Raw genomic sequence first — 16047 nt, 5'->3', positions numbered from 1 at the left:
AGTCCGGCCGCGGCCGTTCCAGGCGCAAGTCCGACGGCGACCGCACCGGAGATGCTCTTGGCCGCCGCGCTCATATCGGCGCGCGCCTGCTCGCATTGACGCAATATGAGCTGTGCGTGGCGATACAGCACCTTGCCCGCTTCCGTGGGCACGACGCCGCTTTTGGTGCGCACCAGGAGCTGCTGGCGGACCTCGCCCTCCAAGGTCGCGAGCTGCTGGCTGAGCGCCGGCTGCGCGACGTGGAGCACATCGGCGGCCTGCGTCAGGCTGCCGACGTCGACGATCTTCACGAAATACTGAAGACGCCTCAGATTCACCTTGTCCCTCGGACCGATCGGCGCACCGGCCTGCTCGGCTGCGCGGCATTCAACGGGGCGCGGAGGAGAATCCAACCATAAGATATGCCTATCAGGCCAGATTGAACTCGTGTTGGTCAGCGCCGGCGGCTGTCTTTAGCGTCGCACCTCTCCAGACCGGGGTCAATCGCCATGAACCGTCCTCGTATTTCCGCGCGCGTGAGACGCATCAAGCCTTCGCCCAGCACTGCCGCTGCCGATCGGGCGAGCGCGCTCAAGCGAGAGGGCAAGAGTATCGTCAGCCTCGTGGTCGGCGAGCCGGATTTCGACACGCCCGCGCATATTCGCGCCGCCGCCGTCCGGGCGATGGAGAAGGGAGAGACGCGGTACACGGTGCTCGCCGGCACGCCTGAGCTGCGTCAGGCGATCGCCGCCAAGCTGAAGCGCGAAAACGGTCTCATCTACGACCCCGCGGAGATCGTCGTCACCAACGGCGCCAAGAGCGCGATCTACAGTGCGCTCGAGGCGACGCTCGAGGCCGGCGACGAGGTGATCATTCCCGCGCCCTACTGGGTATCCTACCCGGACATGGTGCTCGCCTGCGAGGGGATACCCAAGATCGCCGCCTGTCCGGAAAGCCAGGGCTTCAAGATCTCGCCGGCCCAGCTCGAGGCGGCGATCTCGGAGAAGACGCGCTGGCTGTTGATCAACTCGCCATCGAACCCGACCGGCGCAAGCTATTCCGCAGCGGAATATCGCGGGATTGCCGAGGTTCTCGCCCGCCATCCGCATGTGCTTGTCATGACCGACGACATTTACGAACACATCCGTTTCGACGGCGAGAGAACGCCGCATCTGCTCAACGCCGCGCCCGAACTGCGTGAACGCGTCCTCGCCGTCAACGGCGTATCCAAGACCTATGCGATGACCGGCTGGCGCATCGGCTGGATCGCCGGACCCGCGGACCTCATCGGCGCGTTGAACACGCTGCTGTCGCAGTCGTCGGGCAATGCCTGCTCGATCAGCCAGGCGGCGTCGGTCGCGGCGCTCACCGGCGACCAGAGCTTCGTCGGCGAGACCGTTGCAACCTATCGGGCGCGTCGCGACCTCACGCTGGCGCGTATCAACGCCATCCCCGGGCTGAGCTGCCGGCCGCCCGACGGCGCCTTCTACCTCTACGTCAATTGCGCAGGCCTGATCGGGCGGACGACGCCGGCCGGGACTCGTCTCGAGAACGACGGTGACGTCGTGATGTACTTGTTGGAGGCGGCCGGCGTGGCCCTCGTCAACGGTGCCGCCTACGGTCTGTCGCCATTCTTCCGTGCATCGATCGCGACGTCGCAGACGGCTCTCGACGAAGGCACGGATCGCATCGCCCGCGCGGTTGCCGAACTGCGCTAACCTGCAATCGATCGAAAGCACACCGCCATGGCCGGAATCGTCAGAAACCCCTCCGCTCCCCAGGTCGACCCGTCGACCATCGCCAAGCTGCGGACCATCGCGGTGGCGCTGCTGAGCGATCAACTGCACCGCAACTGCGGCAGTATCGGTCTTCGGCCCTACCATTCGCCCGCCCCGATGGCCGGCACCGCGGTGACCGTGAAGACGCGCGGCGGCGACAACCTGGCCATTCTGCGCGCCTATGATTTCTGCCGGCCCGGCGATGTCATGGTGGTCGACGCCGGCGGAGACACCACCAACGCGCTGGTCGGTGGCATCATGACGTTTGCGGGCGCCTCGCTGGGCCTCGCCGGCATGGTGCTCGATGGCGCCATTCGGGACGCAGCCGAAATCGGCACACGAACTTTTCCGGTTTATGCCCGCGGCGTGAACCACCGCGGCCCCTACAAGGACGGGCCGGGAGAGATCAACGTGCCGATCACGGTTGGCGGCATGGTAGTCAATCCGGGCGACGTAATCGTCGGCGACCAGGATGGGCTCCTCGCCTTCCAGCCCGCTCTTGCCGCGAGCGTCATCGAGAAGGCGCTGGCTCAACACCAGAAGGAGGAGGCGACGATGCAGGCGATTCGCGAAGGCCGCTGGGACCGCTCCTTTGTTGATGCGCTGGAAGCGCGGTGCGCGAACTAAAGGGCTTTTGTTCTATTGAGAATTGCTCATCGCGCGTTCACGCCGGGAGGACCGGGGTCGGCCGCGCTCAGCGCAGCGCAGATGCGCGCCGTTCGTTTCCGACGCGAGCAAGAAAGAAGCGCTCAAGGGCTGCGTCGCTCGAGGCGTTCGATCCGCGGACTTGGCGGCAAGAGTTTGCGTTGGCCGGCGGAAGGTGCTGTCTTGGGTCGCTATCACGTCCGTCGTGCCAGACCAACCCCTCGCGGAGCTTGAATGTATAAGCGAGCTTGTCGTCCGAGATCGTCCACTCCGCCATCTGCGGCTGAGGCTGAAAATTCTCATCGGCGGCGACCAGCGTGTCGTAGACCATGTAGCCATGGTCGCGGGAAATGTAGGCCGTCGACGTGATCGGATCGATCAGACGCAACGGCGCATGCATGACCGCCCGGATGGTTTTCGGCGGCGCCGCCGCGGCAGGAATCGAAGCCCCGATCAGTGCGGCCGTTGCGCCGATCAGAGCCTCGCGGCGGGTGAGGCGTCCGAAGGACGCGTGCGCGGCAGAACGGCGAGAACTATCCATGTTGCGCTCCTATGAGGCCGATGCCTTCCAGACGATAGGCAAGTCTATGAAGGGGGGACCGCCTTTGGAAATTCAAATTACAGGGCTCGATCTATCGGAATAAGCGATAGGAATAAAAGAGGGGCAGGTGCATTGCGGCATGACCGCAAGGCTGAAGCGGCTGCCTCACACCGCCAGAGCCATCCCTCCGCCACCAGGATCCGCCGCTCCATCTAATCTGCCCTCATCTCCACACAGGATTGCGTGGACCTTGGCGACCGTGAAACTCTGCGCCGATCGCGCAATTTGGTACCCTCGGGCTGCTACCGCATCGCAAACATAGGCGGGAATCCGGGCGCTCAAATCGATCACTTCGCCGGGCGCCGAGAATCTCGGCGCCGCGACCGCATCCGAAATCGACATACCGTGGTCGACGACATTGAGAATGACCTGAAGAACGCCCATCGGAATATGCGAGCCCCCGGGCGCCCCCAGCAGCATCCGCAATCGGTTTCCGGCAAACACCATGGCTGGAGTCATGGATGTGACCCGGCGACGACGGGGTTCGAGGGAACGCGAATTGCCGGGCCGAGGATCGAACATTCCGATAGCTCCGTTGTACATGAAGCCCAGGCCAGGGGTGAGAACGCCCGATTGGGCCCCGAGCGAGTGGGTCATGGTGACGGCATTTCCCTGCCCGTCCAAGACAGACACGTGCGTCGTGGTCTTCGTCTCGCGATCCCCCACTCGTTCGATACGCACCCGCTCCCCTCGCTTGATCTCATCCGCCTCCTGCCGGCACACCCCGGCATCGAAGATCGCGGCGAGCTCCACCCGGTCATGCCGCGGTCTCCAATCAACGCCTCCTTTGCGAGCTGAGCACGCTTCATGACTTCCGCAATCGTGGTGATGTAGCCAGGCGTATTGTGTCCCATGGCACGAAGGTCGAAATGCTCCAATGTGCGCAGCATGCGCAATAGCATCACCCCGCTCGTCGGTGGTGGCAGCACGCTGACCTGGTGACCGCGATAGTCGGCCCACAACGGGGCCACGGGCTCCGTTTCATATGTCTCGAGATCGTCACGACGCAATAGGCCGCCGTTCCTTTCCATATCCTGCGAAATCGCATCGGCGATGCGTCCCGCGTAAAAACCGGCTGCGCCATCCCGGGCAATCGTCTCGAGCGTCGCACCGTAATCGGCATTGCGCACGACAGCGCCTGTTTTTAGCGCAGTTCCATCAGTTGCAAAGAACAGGTCCGCGTAAGCCGGCGTCTGGCGCAGACGATGAATGTTGTCGGCCCGGCCGGCATCATCGACGACGAACCATTGCTCGCGTACGGCCGGCGTGATGCGGTATCCGTTGACGGCGAGGCGCAGCGCCGGTTCGACGACATCCCCCCACGGCAATGTCCCGTAGCGACGGTGAAGCTCGTACCAGCCCTTTACGGCGCCCGGCACGGCGATCGACTGATAGCCGAAGTCGTTGACGTATCCCTTCAGCACGAACCCGAAGCCATCCGGGGTCTCGCGTTCCAGCAAATGGCTCCACATGCCGGGGACCACGGCAGCAGGCGCTTCAAAGAGGAAATTCAGACCATCATGAATGCCGCGGGCCGGAAAATAGACCTGGGCGCACCCATAGCCAGCCACATCGCCGTTCATCTGGTCGACCACGCCTTGCGCGTAGGCGCATGCAACAGCCGCATCCACAGCGTTCCCGCCGGCCATCAAGATGCGAGCACCAACCTCGACTGCATCGGGCTGCTCGGCGACCACAATACCCTTGTTCACGGCCCCACTCCCTAAGACAAACGCCGGATTTGATCCTCACATCTGTCCTGTTCGAGCGCATGCCAAATGTGTCGGGGCCACAGCGCAGATTCGCTGTTTGTTGGCGTCTCACCGACATCTCATGCCGGATGATCTGAAATACGGAGCTATGCTCGGCACGAAATAATCGGTGCAGCGTTTCGCTGGACAGAACCCATCACGCCTCTTAAGCGTGGCGATCCCCTGTTTCGATCGGCTCCGGCTCTGACCTGGATTGATCCCATCGTCCGTCCAGGCTTCAACGTCCCAGCGATCCGTGAAGCTTCGACGGCCAATGCAATCCGATCCAGGTCGTCTTCCGAAATCGCAAGTGACAGCGCCATCATGCCGCGCCGGGCGATTCAGATGCCCTCTTGCAACATGTGGAGATAGAACAGCTCGCGCAATCCGAGATTGGAAGCGGCGGCTGACCGGCCGTCGAAAACACCGTTTGAAAAACCGTTTTAGTTCGGCTCTCTCAAACGGTTTCTCTCGCTAAGGTCTTGATTTATATGGTGGGCGCACCAGGGCTCGAACCTGGGACCCGCTGATTAAGAGTCTCATTTTTTAGCAACGATTACAGATGCTTAGGTGTAAAATTCCTACCGCGACAGCCTAAAGAAATCAATAGCTTACAGACGGTATGTAAATTGATCGGCCGCCCTCCAGGACCTGCGACCCCTGCGTCCCGAACGCAGTGAGTATCTTCTAAGTTATTGATATTTCTTGGTGTGGTAGTCGCTCCCGTCCCGTTTTGTTCACGGTCGTTTCACCCAATTCATTGCGATTTCGTTGCGGGCGTTTACCGCGAGAACAGCCGCAACTTCGTCCTATTTCTCCACGCCGAAAAGCCTCTTCGGTCACATGAGCGATGAGCCGCCCCCATGTTTGAAGGCATCTCCCGTTTCGTGAGACAGCCGGGAATTCAGCAGAAGGAGGGGTCAGGAAGCCTTCGCCCTGGCTCGCTCGCGGGCGAGGCGGCGCCGTTGATTCCGGGCGCTTGTCACACTGCGTGCGAAATTGGCTAACCGCCATTGTTGAGGAGGTGAAGAGCCGCTGCATGAAGTCCAGGGGTCGCCGAAGCCAGCACCGGGCCACCCTCCTCGGCCCGCCCGCCGTCAATTCGTGTGACCACTCCGCCCGCCTTTTCGATGATCGGGATCAACGCGACGATATCGTAGGGCTGAAGCGAAGGTTCAACAGCCAGGTCAATACGACCTGCGGCGAGCATGACCATTGCATAGCATTCTCCGCCGTAGCGAGTCATCCTGACCGAAGCGGCTAAACGCTCGAAGCCCGTCTTTAGGTCTCCATGATAATGCTCAGGCGAAGTCGTATGCAGGATGGCCTGCGACAACGTATCAGCGTCTCGCGTAGACAACCGCTGTCGCTTGCCTTGATGCTCGTACCAAGCCCCGTCGGCGGCGCCCCAGAAACGCTCACCCGTGAAAGGCTGGCTCATCAGCCCTAGTTCGGCTCGCCCATTGACGGTCAGGCCAATCAGCGTACCCCAAACGGGAAGCCCACAAAGGAAGGGACGCGTCCCATCCACCGGGTCCAACACCCAACGAAACGGACCATGTCCGGTTAGGCCGATTTCTTCACCTAAGATTGCGTGGTCGGGATACTTTGCAGTGATCGCCGCCCGAATAGCAATTTCAGCTTGTCGGTCAGCCTCTGTCACAGGGTCGAATGTGAAACCTTCTTTGAACTTTGTATCGATAGCAAGCTCGGTTCGAAAGCGAGGCAACGTTTCGCGATCGGCGACATCTGCCAGTCGGTGCAGAAAATCGGTACTCGGCAATTGCGGCATAAGACGTCTCCATTCTCGCACCTTAGCGCTATCCTGCTACGCCGACCTCACGTGCCTTGGCTTGCCCAGACGTCGCGATGAACTTCTTTCTCCTGAATGGAGTAGAAACGCCAAGCATGCTTTGACGCATTGTTCTTCGCGCTCTTCAGCATCGGCGGACCTGGCGGCGTCGCAACATGAGGCTGCTTCGTCTATGAGCCACCGACACACCGCGCTCTGATTGCCGCTGCTGCATCAGGTACCAAGCTGGCAAACTGACCGAGCTCAGTCACAACGAAGCGTTATACCTCACGGGTTCGCCGAGCCAACCGGCAGCGCGCCGCGACCAGTAAGCCTTATGGATCTGGACCGTCTTAGGACCGGGTTGACCGTCGCCAACGATCCGATCGCCAACGGAGGTGATCGGGATGATGCCGCCTGCGGTGCTGGTCAGAAAGATTTCATTTGCTTGGATCAACTGAGTTTCTGTGATCGTGCCCGCGGATGCCGCAATTCCCATCTCCTCACATAGCTCCAGCGTGGTCCGACGCGTCATGCCATCTAGCACGCCTGACGACGGCGTCAGGAGCCGACCATCGACATCGGCGAACAGATTGAACCCAGGGCCTTCCGTGATTCTTCCGTTGAGGTCGACCAGAACGACGGTATCGGCTCCGGCATCAAAGCCGTCGAACAAGCTCATCTCGAAGTCGAGCCAGTGGTAGTGCTTGACGAAGGGATCCACCGAGACGGAGGGAACGCGCACACGCTTGCTTATGAACAGCGAAAGACCCTTCTGTTGCAGATCAGGCTTCGCAAGCCACATGTAGGGCATGCAGAAGGCCTGAAAGCGGTTCTTGCAAAGCCGGATATCGCGGCTACCAATGGGGGGGCGCCCGCGCGTCATGATGATCTGAACGTAGGCGTCCGAATAACCACAAATGGCCACTAGCCTGTGTACGATTTCGCGGATGCGACTGATCGTCTCCGGTGATTCCATCCGCAATCGCTTCAGAGAGCGCTCAAAGCGATCGAGATGATCTTGCAGCCGGAAGAACTGACCGTTCCACGTGGAGATCGTCTCCTGACAAGCGTCCGATCGCAAAAAGCCCCAATCGAGCAGTGGCAAGGTTGCCTCCTCGATCGGGCAGAACTCGCCGTTGACGTAGGCTGCTCCCTTTTCAAAACGGCTATTGGTCGGCTGCCGGTTTGACCGCGCATGTTGCGGCCAGACGAGCGTTCTCTCATTGGCTTCTGGGACGGCCATTTGCTTTCTCCCTCGGATGAGTTCTATGACTTGCGATCTTTCCCAAATCAGGCAAAGCGCGCCGGCGCGTATGGCGTCGGATCGATCGCAGGCTTTTCGCCCGTTACGAGTTGCGCAAGCAGCCGGCCGCTCATGGGCGCGCCGGTCAGCCCCGAGTGCCCATGCCCGAAACAAACGTGTAGACCCTGGTGATCGTTGATCGGGCCGATCACCGGAAGTCCATCCGGAGTTGAAGGACGGTGGCCCATCCAATAGGCCGTCTCGTCATACGTCAGCTGCGGAAACAGGCGCCTCACCAGCTTGATGAGATTTTCTGCCCGCTGCAACGATGGCGGCGCATCCAATCCTCCGATCTCCACCGTTCCTGACACCCGAAGGCCTTCCGACATCGAGCTCACGCCGAAATAGCTGGTCTTGTTGAGAATTGGCATTCCGAGGCGAACCGAAGGATTGCGCAGCATGACGTGATAGCCTCGCTCGCTCTCCAACGGGATTTTCACGCCAAGCGGTTGAAGCAATCTCATGGACCAGGCGCCGGCGGCCACTACCACCAGATCCGCCTGATAGTTCTTGAGATTGGTCATGACTGTCCAGCGGCCGGTCTCGTTGCGCCAGAGCTTGACGGCGCGCTCCTGGACCAATTCGCCGCCTTCACTGAGGAATTGGCTTGCGAGTGCCCGGATGAGGGCTCCCGGATTAACCGTGTGACCGTTGCCACGGATAAGCAAGCCGTACGACACATCGGACGAGATCCCCGGGAAGAACTGCCGGATCTGGTCAGTTCCAAGCGTTTCCGCCTCGATTCCCAGAAAAGTTCGAACTTCATCCTCAAGGCTGCGCGGGGGCGGCTCGGTTAGTCCTTCCCACAGGTAGACCTGACCATCGCGCCGTGTCAGGCGATCCATCTCATTCGCCCCGACATTTTCTCGCCAGCCCTCGAAGGTCGATCGATGAAGCGCCCGCAAAGCCGTCGAGGCATGAAATACGTGGCTGCGCGTGCCCGAGCGCAGGTAGCGCAACAGCCACGGCAAAGCCCTGGGCAGATAGCGGGCCTTGACCGTCAGCGGCCCCAAGGGATCGGCAAGCCATCCCGGCACCTTCCAGATCATGCCCGGCTGAGAGGTCGGCATGGCGGTGTCAGCCACAAGCATGCCCGAATTGCCGTATGACGCGCCCGCCGCCGGCTGCCCCTCCTCCACCACGGTGACGGCCAATCCCCGTCGCCTAAGCTGGATCGCGGCGCTCAATCCGACTGCTCCAGCTCCAACGATGAAAACCGTTTGTTCTGCGTAATGACTTGCTTGCACGGACATTGCCTTAAGCGCTACGGGCGCGCGAGAGTCGCTCGGCTATCATGACGAAGGCCGTGATCAGGACCAACAGGACGACCGAAACGGCAGCGAGTGTGGGGCTCACCTTGAGAAGGGCGTCGTCCCACATTTGCTTCGGAAGCGTCCCGAACAAGCCGCCGGTGACGAAGAGAGCGACCGTCAACTCGTCAAAAGAGGTGACGAACGCAAACAGATAGGCCGCTATGAGGCCATTCCGGATCAACGGAAGCGTGATGCGGCTGAGCGTGGCAATCCGGCGAGCCCCCATCGTCGATGCAGCCTGCTCGAGTCGCCAGTCGTGATGCCGGAGGACCGCCATCACGGTTATGGTCACATAGGGCACGGAAAGGACCGCGTGCCCAATGATCAGGCCCAAGGTCGTTCCGATCAAACCGAGCTGCGCGAAGAGATAGAAAAGACCAACTGCGGTCACGATGCGAGGCACGATCAACGGCGCCAGGATCATCGCGAGCACACCCGACTTGCCGGGCAGATCGAACCGGTTCAGTGCGAACGCAGCGGGTGTCCCAATCAGGAGGGCCAGCAATGCAGACAGTCCCGCAACTACGAAGGATCTCGCTCCTGCCTGTAACCATTGTGAGGACTCTGCAATGGCGACATACCACTGGGACGAAAACAATGCCGGCGGCCATTCGATGAAGGCGCCCTTCGAGAACGAAACCGGGATCAGGAAGAGGGCCGGAACCGAAAGAAACAGCAGAACGAAGACGCGCGCCCCCCGACCGACCGTCGCAGGTCCGCCCCTGATGCCGATAGCGCCGAACGATGAAGCTATGGTGTCCGACAGGCGTCCAGCCAGCGCTAGACAAGCCTTGCTGGTCTTGCTTGAACCGGTCGAGGATCGGGAGCTCTCGTTCGCCTCGCCTGCCAGCGTCGACATGCCGACAAGGCGATCGTACAGCAGGAAGATTATCAAAGTCGCGACGATGAGCAGTGCCGAGATGGCGCCTGCGAACGACCAGTTCATCATCTCCTGAATCTGCTGGATGATCAGCTGCCCGATCATCGTCTGCTTCGGCGACCCGAGAAGCGCCGGGGTGATGAAAAAGCCTAGCGCAGAGATGAACACGAGCAGCCCAGCCGCGGCGACGCCCGGGAAGGACAGCGGGAAATAGATGCGCCAGAACGTCGCCCCTCCCCGCGCTCCCATGATGGAGGCTGCCCGCTCGAGATCGCGGTTGATCTTCTCCATCACCGGCACGAGCGTCAGGATTGCGAGTGGCATCAAGGCGTGAACCATGCCGACCAGGACGCCGGCCATATTGTAGATCAGATCCAACGGCGCTTGCGTGAGCCCCAGCCTCAGGAGCGTATCGTTGACGACACCGGTTCGCCCCAGCAGCACGATCCAGGCGAAGGTGCGGACAAGGAAGCTCGTCCAGAACGGCAGAAGGACCCAAAGCATCAGACGTGCGCGACTTCGTCCGTCGGCACGCGCGATCGCATATGCGACCGGATAGCCGGCGATCAGCGAGACGACGGTCGTCCAGAACGCGATCTGCAGCGTCGTCCATAAGACGGACAGGTACACCGGCGTTCCGAATAGGCGACTGTACTGAAGGAGAGTGAAATGGCCTGAACCATCGAACAGGCTGAGTGCCAGAAGCCTGACGACCGGATAAAGGAAAAAGCCGCCCAACAGAACCGCAATCGGAATCAGAAGTACCCAACCGCCGAGGTTTTCGCGACGCGGCGACATAGCAAGGGGTTTGGAAGGCGTTGTTTCGGATAGGATGGTCACGGGATTCGGACCTCACGCCGCTCTTGGAAGCACAATTCCTGCGCCGGTTTCCCAGCCAACCCGAACGGCGTCGCCTGGCCGAAGCCGGCAATTCCCGGCCGTCAGGAGTAGAGCCGTAAGCCGACCGCCGTCTTCTGCGTCGATAGAGACTCGTGTCAGCGCGCCTAGCATCACGCTCTCGCGGATTTTGCCGATCAGCTGGTTGTCAGCGACATCCTCGCCGGCGAGCAGTCTCAGCCTTTCCGGTCGGATCCCAAGGAGAGCTTCGCCATCGACAGGACTCCCGTCGACCGCGCACCCATGGAAGGTCGTCCCGGCTTTGCTCTTAAGCTCGCGCCTGTCGCCCGCGGAGTTGATGATCGAGACGGGCAGCAGGTTGGATTCACCGATGAAGTTTGCCGCAAACGCCGTCTGCGGCCGGAAATACAATTCGTCAGGGGTGCCGATCTGCTCAATCTGCGCGTTGTTCATGAGGCAAATCCGGTCAGAAAGACCCATCGCCTCGTCTTGATCGTGCGTCACATAAAGCACGGTAATGCCGAGCTCCCGGTGAAGTCGACGAATCTCCTCTTGCATCTGCTCGCGCAGCTTCTTGTCCAGCGCACCCAACGGCTCATCCATCAGAATAATCGAAGGCCGATAGACCATGGCGCGAGCGAGTGCGACACGCTGTTGCTGGCCACCCGACAGGCGCGCCGGCAAACGGTCCGCAAGGTGGCCGAGGCGGACAAGATCAAGCGTGGCGCGAACGCGCTGCTCGATCTCAGCCTTCGCCAGCTTTCTCATTTCGAGCGGAAAGGCCACGTTCTCCGCGACAGTCAGATGGGGAAACAGCGCATAGCTCTGGAAAACCATGCCGATGTCCCGATCGTAGCTGGGCGCATTCGTGGCAGGCCGACCATCGATCATGACCTGCCCCGAAGTCGGCACGACCAATCCCGCGACGATCATGAGCAGGGTCGTCTTTCCGGAGCCGGAGGGTCCCAACAGCGTCAGGAACTCACCTTCGGCGAGGTCGAACGAGGCCCCCTGGAGCGCAACGACCGGACCATAGGTCTTTCCGACGTTGCGCGTCGCGAGTTTGATGGGCTTTGCCAAATGAGCTCCGGTCATCCCAGCAGCCACGAGTTGAAGCGCTCCTGAACGGCGCTCTGTACGCCCGCCCAGTACTTCGTGTTGATCTGCACAGCGGTCTTCAAGTTGTCGGGCGAGGTCGGAAGAACCTTGGCGCGCTCGGCATCGATATACTTGTAGGCGTCGGGATGAACAGGTCCGTACGACAGATCCTTAGTGAATGCCGCCTGGCGCTGGGGGTCCCGCGTGAAGGCGATGAATTCGCGGACGAGATCGGCCTTGGGGCCACCCTTGATGACGCAGAAGCCTTCCGTGCCGAGAAGGCCCTGGTTGAACACCACCTTCGCCGGCGCCCCTTCATCGATCGCCGCCTGCGCACGAGCGTTCCATGTCGGGCAGAGATCAACTTCGCGCGTCTTGAGCAATTGCGAGGTCTGAGCGCCGCCGGTCCACCAGATCTGCACGTCCTTCTTCAGACGATCGAGGCTTTTGAAGGCGCGATCGAGGTCCAGCGGGTAGAGCTGGTCGGGAGAAACGCCATCGGCAAGAAGAGCTTGCTCGAGAGTGTCCTGCGGCGCCTTTCGCAACGCCCGCCGGCCCGGAAAGTCCTTCACGTTCCAGAAATCAGTCCACGAACCGGGAGCCTTTTTTCCCGTGAATGCATCGTCGCGATAGGCAAACACGGTCTGGAGCGCCAGCACGGGCATGAAGCTCGGGGTGATGTAGCGTTCCGGAATGCCGCCGGCCGAGGCTCGATGCTCCTCGAGAAATATGCCGGACTTCGGGTCCATCAGCACATCGTGGGACATGTTGTTCAGAAGAGCGCCGTCCCAGACGTAGCTCTTCGTCTCGACCATGCTCTTGATGTACGCGATCGGATCATGCTGGCCGACGATGCCCGCCACTTCGATGCCGGTAGCCTTCTTGAAAGGTTCGTAGAACGCGGCCGTGAAGCCGGGAGTGTAAGGACCGCCGGGGTCGCGCAAGACGATGCGTCGGTTTTCCTGCGCCCTCAGCCCCCAGATGGAAGGCGCGAACACTGCCCCACTGGCGATCGCCGCAGTTCCCAGAAATGCACGACGTGACAAAGCTTGCTTTTGCCTATTCCTGCTCATGGCCTCCCTTTCCTCGTCATGTAAGCCCATTTCTTCGAACATTGACATGTCAGTTCTGACATGTCAATGGCGACTGGGCCCGACGGCCTGTTGGCAAATCGAAGGAGAAACAGCGCCATGACGATCCACCGCAGCGGCACCAACAAGCGCCTGAGCAAGCTCGTCGTTCACCGTGGAATTGCATATTTGGCGGGACAGGTAGCCGACGACCTGAACGCTCCGGTCGATGCACAGACCAAGGAGACGCTCGCCAAAATCGACGCTCTGCTCGAGGAGGCGGGCAGCGACAAGACGAAGATCCTGTCGGCGCAGATATGGCTTAAATCGATGCAAGACGCGCCGAAGATGAACGCGGTCTGGGAGGAATGGATGCCGGAAGGCCAGGCGCCCGCGCGCGCCACCGTCGGCGCACCGCTCGCATCTGAGCGCCACCTCGTCGAGATCAAGGTGACCGCGGCCGTCGACTGAGACTATGATCTGGCCGCCGCCAAGCGCGCCGGCATTCTCAGGGTCCGCCGACCCGTAATCAGTTCGGGCGCAGCCGCGAAGACCGCCATAACGCGGTCCTGGCTGCGTCTGATCCCGTCGAGCGTCGTACGATGCGCAGCTAGTCGATCACCTGCGACGATAGCCTCGATCATCGGGCCATGTCCACGCGACCAGTCGTCCGACAACTCCGACTCGCTGGCAGTCAAGTAGAGGATGCGCAGGGACTCGTCGTGCAGCTTGGTCACGGATTTCGCCAGCCGGGAGCTGCCGCTGGCGTCCGCGATCGCGACGTGAAAGTCGCGGTTGGCGAGGAGAAACCGTCGCTTCGCCGCGATGTCGCTGACGCGGTAGGGATTGGCGCAAGCCTTGTTTAGGCGCCTGAGTTTCGCTTCCGACATGTTGCCCGCGGCGCGCGCCGCGGACTCGGGCTCGACGATCTCACGCATGGCGAAGATATCCACGACGTCCTCCATCGTCATGGGCGCCACCACATGGCCGCTCCGCGGTCTGCTCGTGACCCAGCCGTCTTGGCCCAGCCGGGACAGGGCGTGCCGCACCGACGCCTTGCCGACTCCGTACCGAGCCGCAAGATAGCCTTCGGATAGCTCTTCGCCCGGCGGCAGCTCGCAGGAGATAATCGCGAGCTTCAAGGTTTCGTAGAACTGATCCTTGATCTGACCTTCGTTCGCTTCGTCCAAGACAAGTCCTCGCGTTCTATTGACATGTCAGATGTGACATGTCAGACTAGCTCGAGGAGGATAGCCGATATGCCAAAGATTGTGAAGTCAGGACAGGATGCCGGCGTTCAGGCGGCAGAGGATGCGAACATCCGGGCGACGGTGGAAAGCCTGTTGGGGGACATCGCTTCGCGAGGAGATGCCGCCGTACGCGATGCATCCCGCAAGTTCGATGGGTGGGACCGGACCGATTTCAGGCTGACTGACAAGGAAATTGCGGACTGCATCAGCCAGTTGTCGCCTCAGGATGTCGACGACATTCGCTTCGCGCAGGAACAGGTCCGCAACTTCGCCGAAATCCAACGCACCGCTCTGAAGGACGTGGAAGCGGAGACGCTTCCCGGCGTCATTCTTGGGCATAAGAACATCCCCGTCCACGCGGTCGGTTGCTACGTGCCCGGGGGTAAATATCCCCTGCTCGCTTCGGCCCACATGTCTGTAATCACCGCGAAGGTCGCCGGCGTAAAGCGTGTCGTGACCTGCGCCCCTCCCTACCAAGGCCGGCCTGCGCCGGCGATCGTGGCAGCTCAGAAACTGGCAGGCGCCGACGAAATCTACTGTCTCGGCGGAGTCCAGGCGGTCGGCGCGATGGCACTCGGTACCGAAACCATGCCGGCGGTCGACATGCTGGTCGGACCGGGCAATGCCTACGTCGCCGAAGCCAAGCGGCAGTTGTTTGGCCGGGTCGGTATCGATCTGTTCGCCGGCCCGACCGAGACCCTCGTGATCGCCGACGATTCGACCGACGGAGAGCTGTGTGCCACCGATCTGCTCGGCCAGGCCGAGCACGGGCCTGACTCGCCCGCGGTCTTGCTCACGACGTCGGAGAAGCTGGCTCGGGACACGCTTGCCGAAATCGAAAGGCTGCTGGGCATCCTACCGACGGCGGCGATTGCCCGGAAGGCCTGGGAAGCGCACGGTGAGATCATCGTTTGCGCGAATGACGCCGAGATGGTGCGCGAAGCCGATCGTATCGGTTCCGAGCATGTTCAGGTCATGACGCGCGACCCCGACTACTTCCTCGAGAACCTCACCAACTACGGAGCGCTATTCCTCGGACCGCGCACAAACGTTGCGTTCGGCGACAAGGTCATCGGGACCAACCACACGCTGCCGACGCGAACCGCCGCTCGATACACCGGCGGCTTGTGGGTCGGGAAGTTCTTGAAGACGGTGACGTACCAGCGCGTCGTCACGGACAAGGCTGCCGCAGAAATCGGTGCCTATTGCTCACGGCTCTGCAATCTTGAAGGATTCGTCGGTCACGCGGAGCAGGCGAACATCCGCGTCCGCCGCTATGGCGGCAAGAACGTGCCTTATGGGGCGTCTGTCCCCGCGACACCGTCGGCTTGACCATGATCAAACGCGTTTTGCCTTATGACGGGCTGCTTCACGAGGTTGTCGAGCATGACGGGGTGCTTTATCTCGGCGGCATCGTCGCCGAGGACACTGGCTTAGATATGGCCGGCCAAGCCAATGATGTGCTGGGCCAATTGGCGCGCTTGCTAAAGACTCTTGGATCCGACTTGTCCAACGTTTTGCAGGCGACCGTATACGTAACGAACCTGGGCGAGAAGGCTGAACTAGAATCGGCCTGGAGGGCGCGTTTTGCCGATGCCCATCTGCCGGCGCGTGCCGTGATAGGCGTTGCCGATCTCGGCCCCGGTGTCAAAATCGAGGTGACAGCGATCGCGGCTGGCCCGCAGCCGGCCTAAGAGCGGGCGGTGGGGATCAACATCGCAAAGCG

15 protein-coding genes and 1 pseudogene are annotated in these 16047 nt (G+C 61.3%); 5 read left to right on the top strand and 11 right to left on the bottom strand.

The annotated features are described in order from the left end of the window. The coding region (locus MOV74_RS02875) for a LysR family transcriptional regulator (RefSeq protein ID WP_246917636.1) at nt 1–317 on the bottom strand (317 nt) is incomplete at its 3' end. Between the two features lie 171 nt (nt 318–488). Here MOV74_RS02875 and MOV74_RS02870 point away from each other — a divergent pair. Continuing rightward, on the top strand, nt 489–1697 hold the full coding sequence (locus tag MOV74_RS02870; protein WP_246917633.1) for an aspartate transaminase: 1209 nt from the start codon (nt 489–491) through the stop codon (nt 1695–1697). A 27-nt stretch (nt 1698–1724) separates the two neighbouring features. Further along, on the top strand, nt 1725–2384 hold the full coding sequence (locus MOV74_RS02865; RefSeq protein WP_246917631.1) for an RraA family protein: 660 nt from the start codon (nt 1725–1727) through the stop codon (nt 2382–2384). 217 nt (nt 2385–2601) lie between these two features. Here MOV74_RS02865 and MOV74_RS02860 read toward each other — a convergent pair. From MOV74_RS02860 to MOV74_RS02825, 9 genes and pseudogenes are all read right to left on the bottom strand, one after another. Next, a pseudogene (locus MOV74_RS02860) lies at nt 2602–2802 on the bottom strand (ABC transporter substrate-binding protein); the annotation flags it as partial. 306 nt (nt 2803–3108) lie between these two features. After that, nucleotides 3109–3636, bottom strand: a complete 528-nt coding sequence (locus MOV74_RS40750; protein WP_309486770.1) for a gamma-glutamyltransferase — start codon at nt 3634–3636, stop codon at nt 3109–3111. Beyond that, nucleotides 3597–4715, bottom strand: a complete 1119-nt coding sequence (locus MOV74_RS02855; protein WP_309486769.1) for a gamma-glutamyltransferase — start codon at nt 4713–4715, stop codon at nt 3597–3599. The genes MOV74_RS40750 and MOV74_RS02855 overlap by 40 nt, the downstream gene beginning before the upstream one ends. Nucleotides 4716–5757: 1042 nt before the next feature. Then, nucleotides 5758–6546, bottom strand: a complete 789-nt coding sequence (gene hisN, locus MOV74_RS02850; protein ID WP_246917628.1) for a histidinol-phosphatase — start codon at nt 6544–6546, stop codon at nt 5758–5760. 268 nt (nt 6547–6814) lie between these two features. Beyond that, complete coding sequence (locus MOV74_RS02845) at nt 6815–7792, bottom strand: aminotransferase class IV (protein WP_246917626.1); 978 nt, start codon at nt 7790–7792, stop codon at nt 6815–6817. 47 nt (nt 7793–7839) lie between these two features. Beyond that, nucleotides 7840–9105: an FAD-binding oxidoreductase gene (locus tag MOV74_RS02840; RefSeq protein WP_258719489.1), complete on the bottom strand. Its 1266-nt coding sequence runs from the start codon at nt 9103–9105 to the stop codon at nt 7840–7842. 4 nt (nt 9106–9109) lie between these two features. After that, complete coding sequence (locus MOV74_RS02835; protein ID WP_246917622.1) at nt 9110–10885, bottom strand: ABC transporter permease subunit; 1776 nt, start codon at nt 10883–10885, stop codon at nt 9110–9112. A 12-nt stretch (nt 10886–10897) separates the two neighbouring features. Beyond that, entirely contained in the window at nt 10898–11983 is a 1086-nt protein-coding gene (locus tag MOV74_RS02830) for an ABC transporter ATP-binding protein (RefSeq protein WP_246917620.1), read from the bottom strand. Nucleotides 11984–11994: 11 nt separating this feature from the next. Further along, entirely contained in the window at nt 11995–13116 is a 1122-nt protein-coding gene (locus tag MOV74_RS02825) for an ABC transporter substrate-binding protein (RefSeq protein WP_246917618.1), read from the bottom strand. A gap of 75 nt (nt 13117–13191) precedes the next feature. Between MOV74_RS02825 and MOV74_RS02820 the strand changes: the two genes are divergently transcribed. Continuing rightward, a complete protein-coding gene (locus tag MOV74_RS02820) occupies nt 13192–13542 on the top strand; it encodes a RidA family protein (protein ID WP_246917616.1) in 351 nt (116 codons plus the stop codon). Between the two features lie 2 nt (nt 13543–13544). On the opposite strand, the gene MOV74_RS02815 is transcribed toward MOV74_RS02820, so the two are convergent. Then, nucleotides 13545–14261 carry a GntR family transcriptional regulator gene (locus MOV74_RS02815; protein WP_246917614.1) on the bottom strand — a complete coding sequence of 239 codons (717 nt, stop codon included), beginning with the start codon at nt 14259–14261 and terminating at the stop codon, nt 13545–13547. A 69-nt stretch (nt 14262–14330) separates the two neighbouring features. On the opposite strand from MOV74_RS02815, the gene hisD reads away from it, so the two are divergent. Together hisD and MOV74_RS02805 are read left to right on the top strand one after the other, a co-directional pair. Further along, a complete protein-coding gene (gene hisD, locus MOV74_RS02810; RefSeq protein WP_246917647.1) occupies nt 14331–15653 on the top strand; it encodes a histidinol dehydrogenase in 1323 nt (440 codons plus the stop codon). A 2-nt stretch (nt 15654–15655) separates the two neighbouring features. Beyond that, complete coding sequence (locus MOV74_RS02805) at nt 15656–16015, top strand: RidA family protein (protein ID WP_246917645.1); 360 nt, start codon at nt 15656–15658, stop codon at nt 16013–16015. Nucleotides 16016–16047: the final 32 nt, after the last annotated feature.

It is taken from the genome of Bradyrhizobium sp. SHOUNA76 (assembly GCF_023006445.1).
GTDB lineage: Bacteria > Pseudomonadota > Alphaproteobacteria > Rhizobiales > Xanthobacteraceae > Bradyrhizobium.
Note: the sequence above shows the minus strand (reverse complement) of the source record. Positions and strands in the feature narration are given on the sequence as shown.

Bases quoted from the DNA above. Each gene is read 5' to 3' on its own strand.
- MOV74_RS02870 (WP_246917633.1), top strand. From the start codon at position 489: ATGAACCGTCCTCGTATTTCCGCGCGCGTGAGACGCATCAAGCCTTCG.
- MOV74_RS02865 (WP_246917631.1), top strand. From the start codon at position 1,725: ATGGCCGGAATCGTCAGAAACCCCTCCGCTCCCCAGGTCGACCCGTCG.
- hisN (WP_246917628.1), bottom strand. From the start codon at position 6,546: ATGCCGCAATTGCCGAGTACCGATTTTCTGCACCGACTGGCAGATGTC.
- MOV74_RS02845 (WP_246917626.1), bottom strand. From the start codon at position 7,792: ATGGCCGTCCCAGAAGCCAATGAGAGAACGCTCGTCTGGCCGCAACAT.
- MOV74_RS02840 (WP_258719489.1), bottom strand. From the start codon at position 9,105: ATGTCCGTGCAAGCAAGTCATTACGCAGAACAAACGGTTTTCATCGTT.
- MOV74_RS02825 (WP_246917618.1), bottom strand. From the start codon at position 13,116: ATGTTCGAAGAAATGGGCTTACATGACGAGGAAAGGGAGGCCATGAGC.
- MOV74_RS02820 (WP_246917616.1), top strand. From the start codon at position 13,192: ATGACGATCCACCGCAGCGGCACCAACAAGCGCCTGAGCAAGCTCGTC.
- hisD (WP_246917647.1), top strand. From the start codon at position 14,331: ATGCCAAAGATTGTGAAGTCAGGACAGGATGCCGGCGTTCAGGCGGCA.
- MOV74_RS02805 (WP_246917645.1), top strand. From the start codon at position 15,656: ATGATCAAACGCGTTTTGCCTTATGACGGGCTGCTTCACGAGGTTGTC.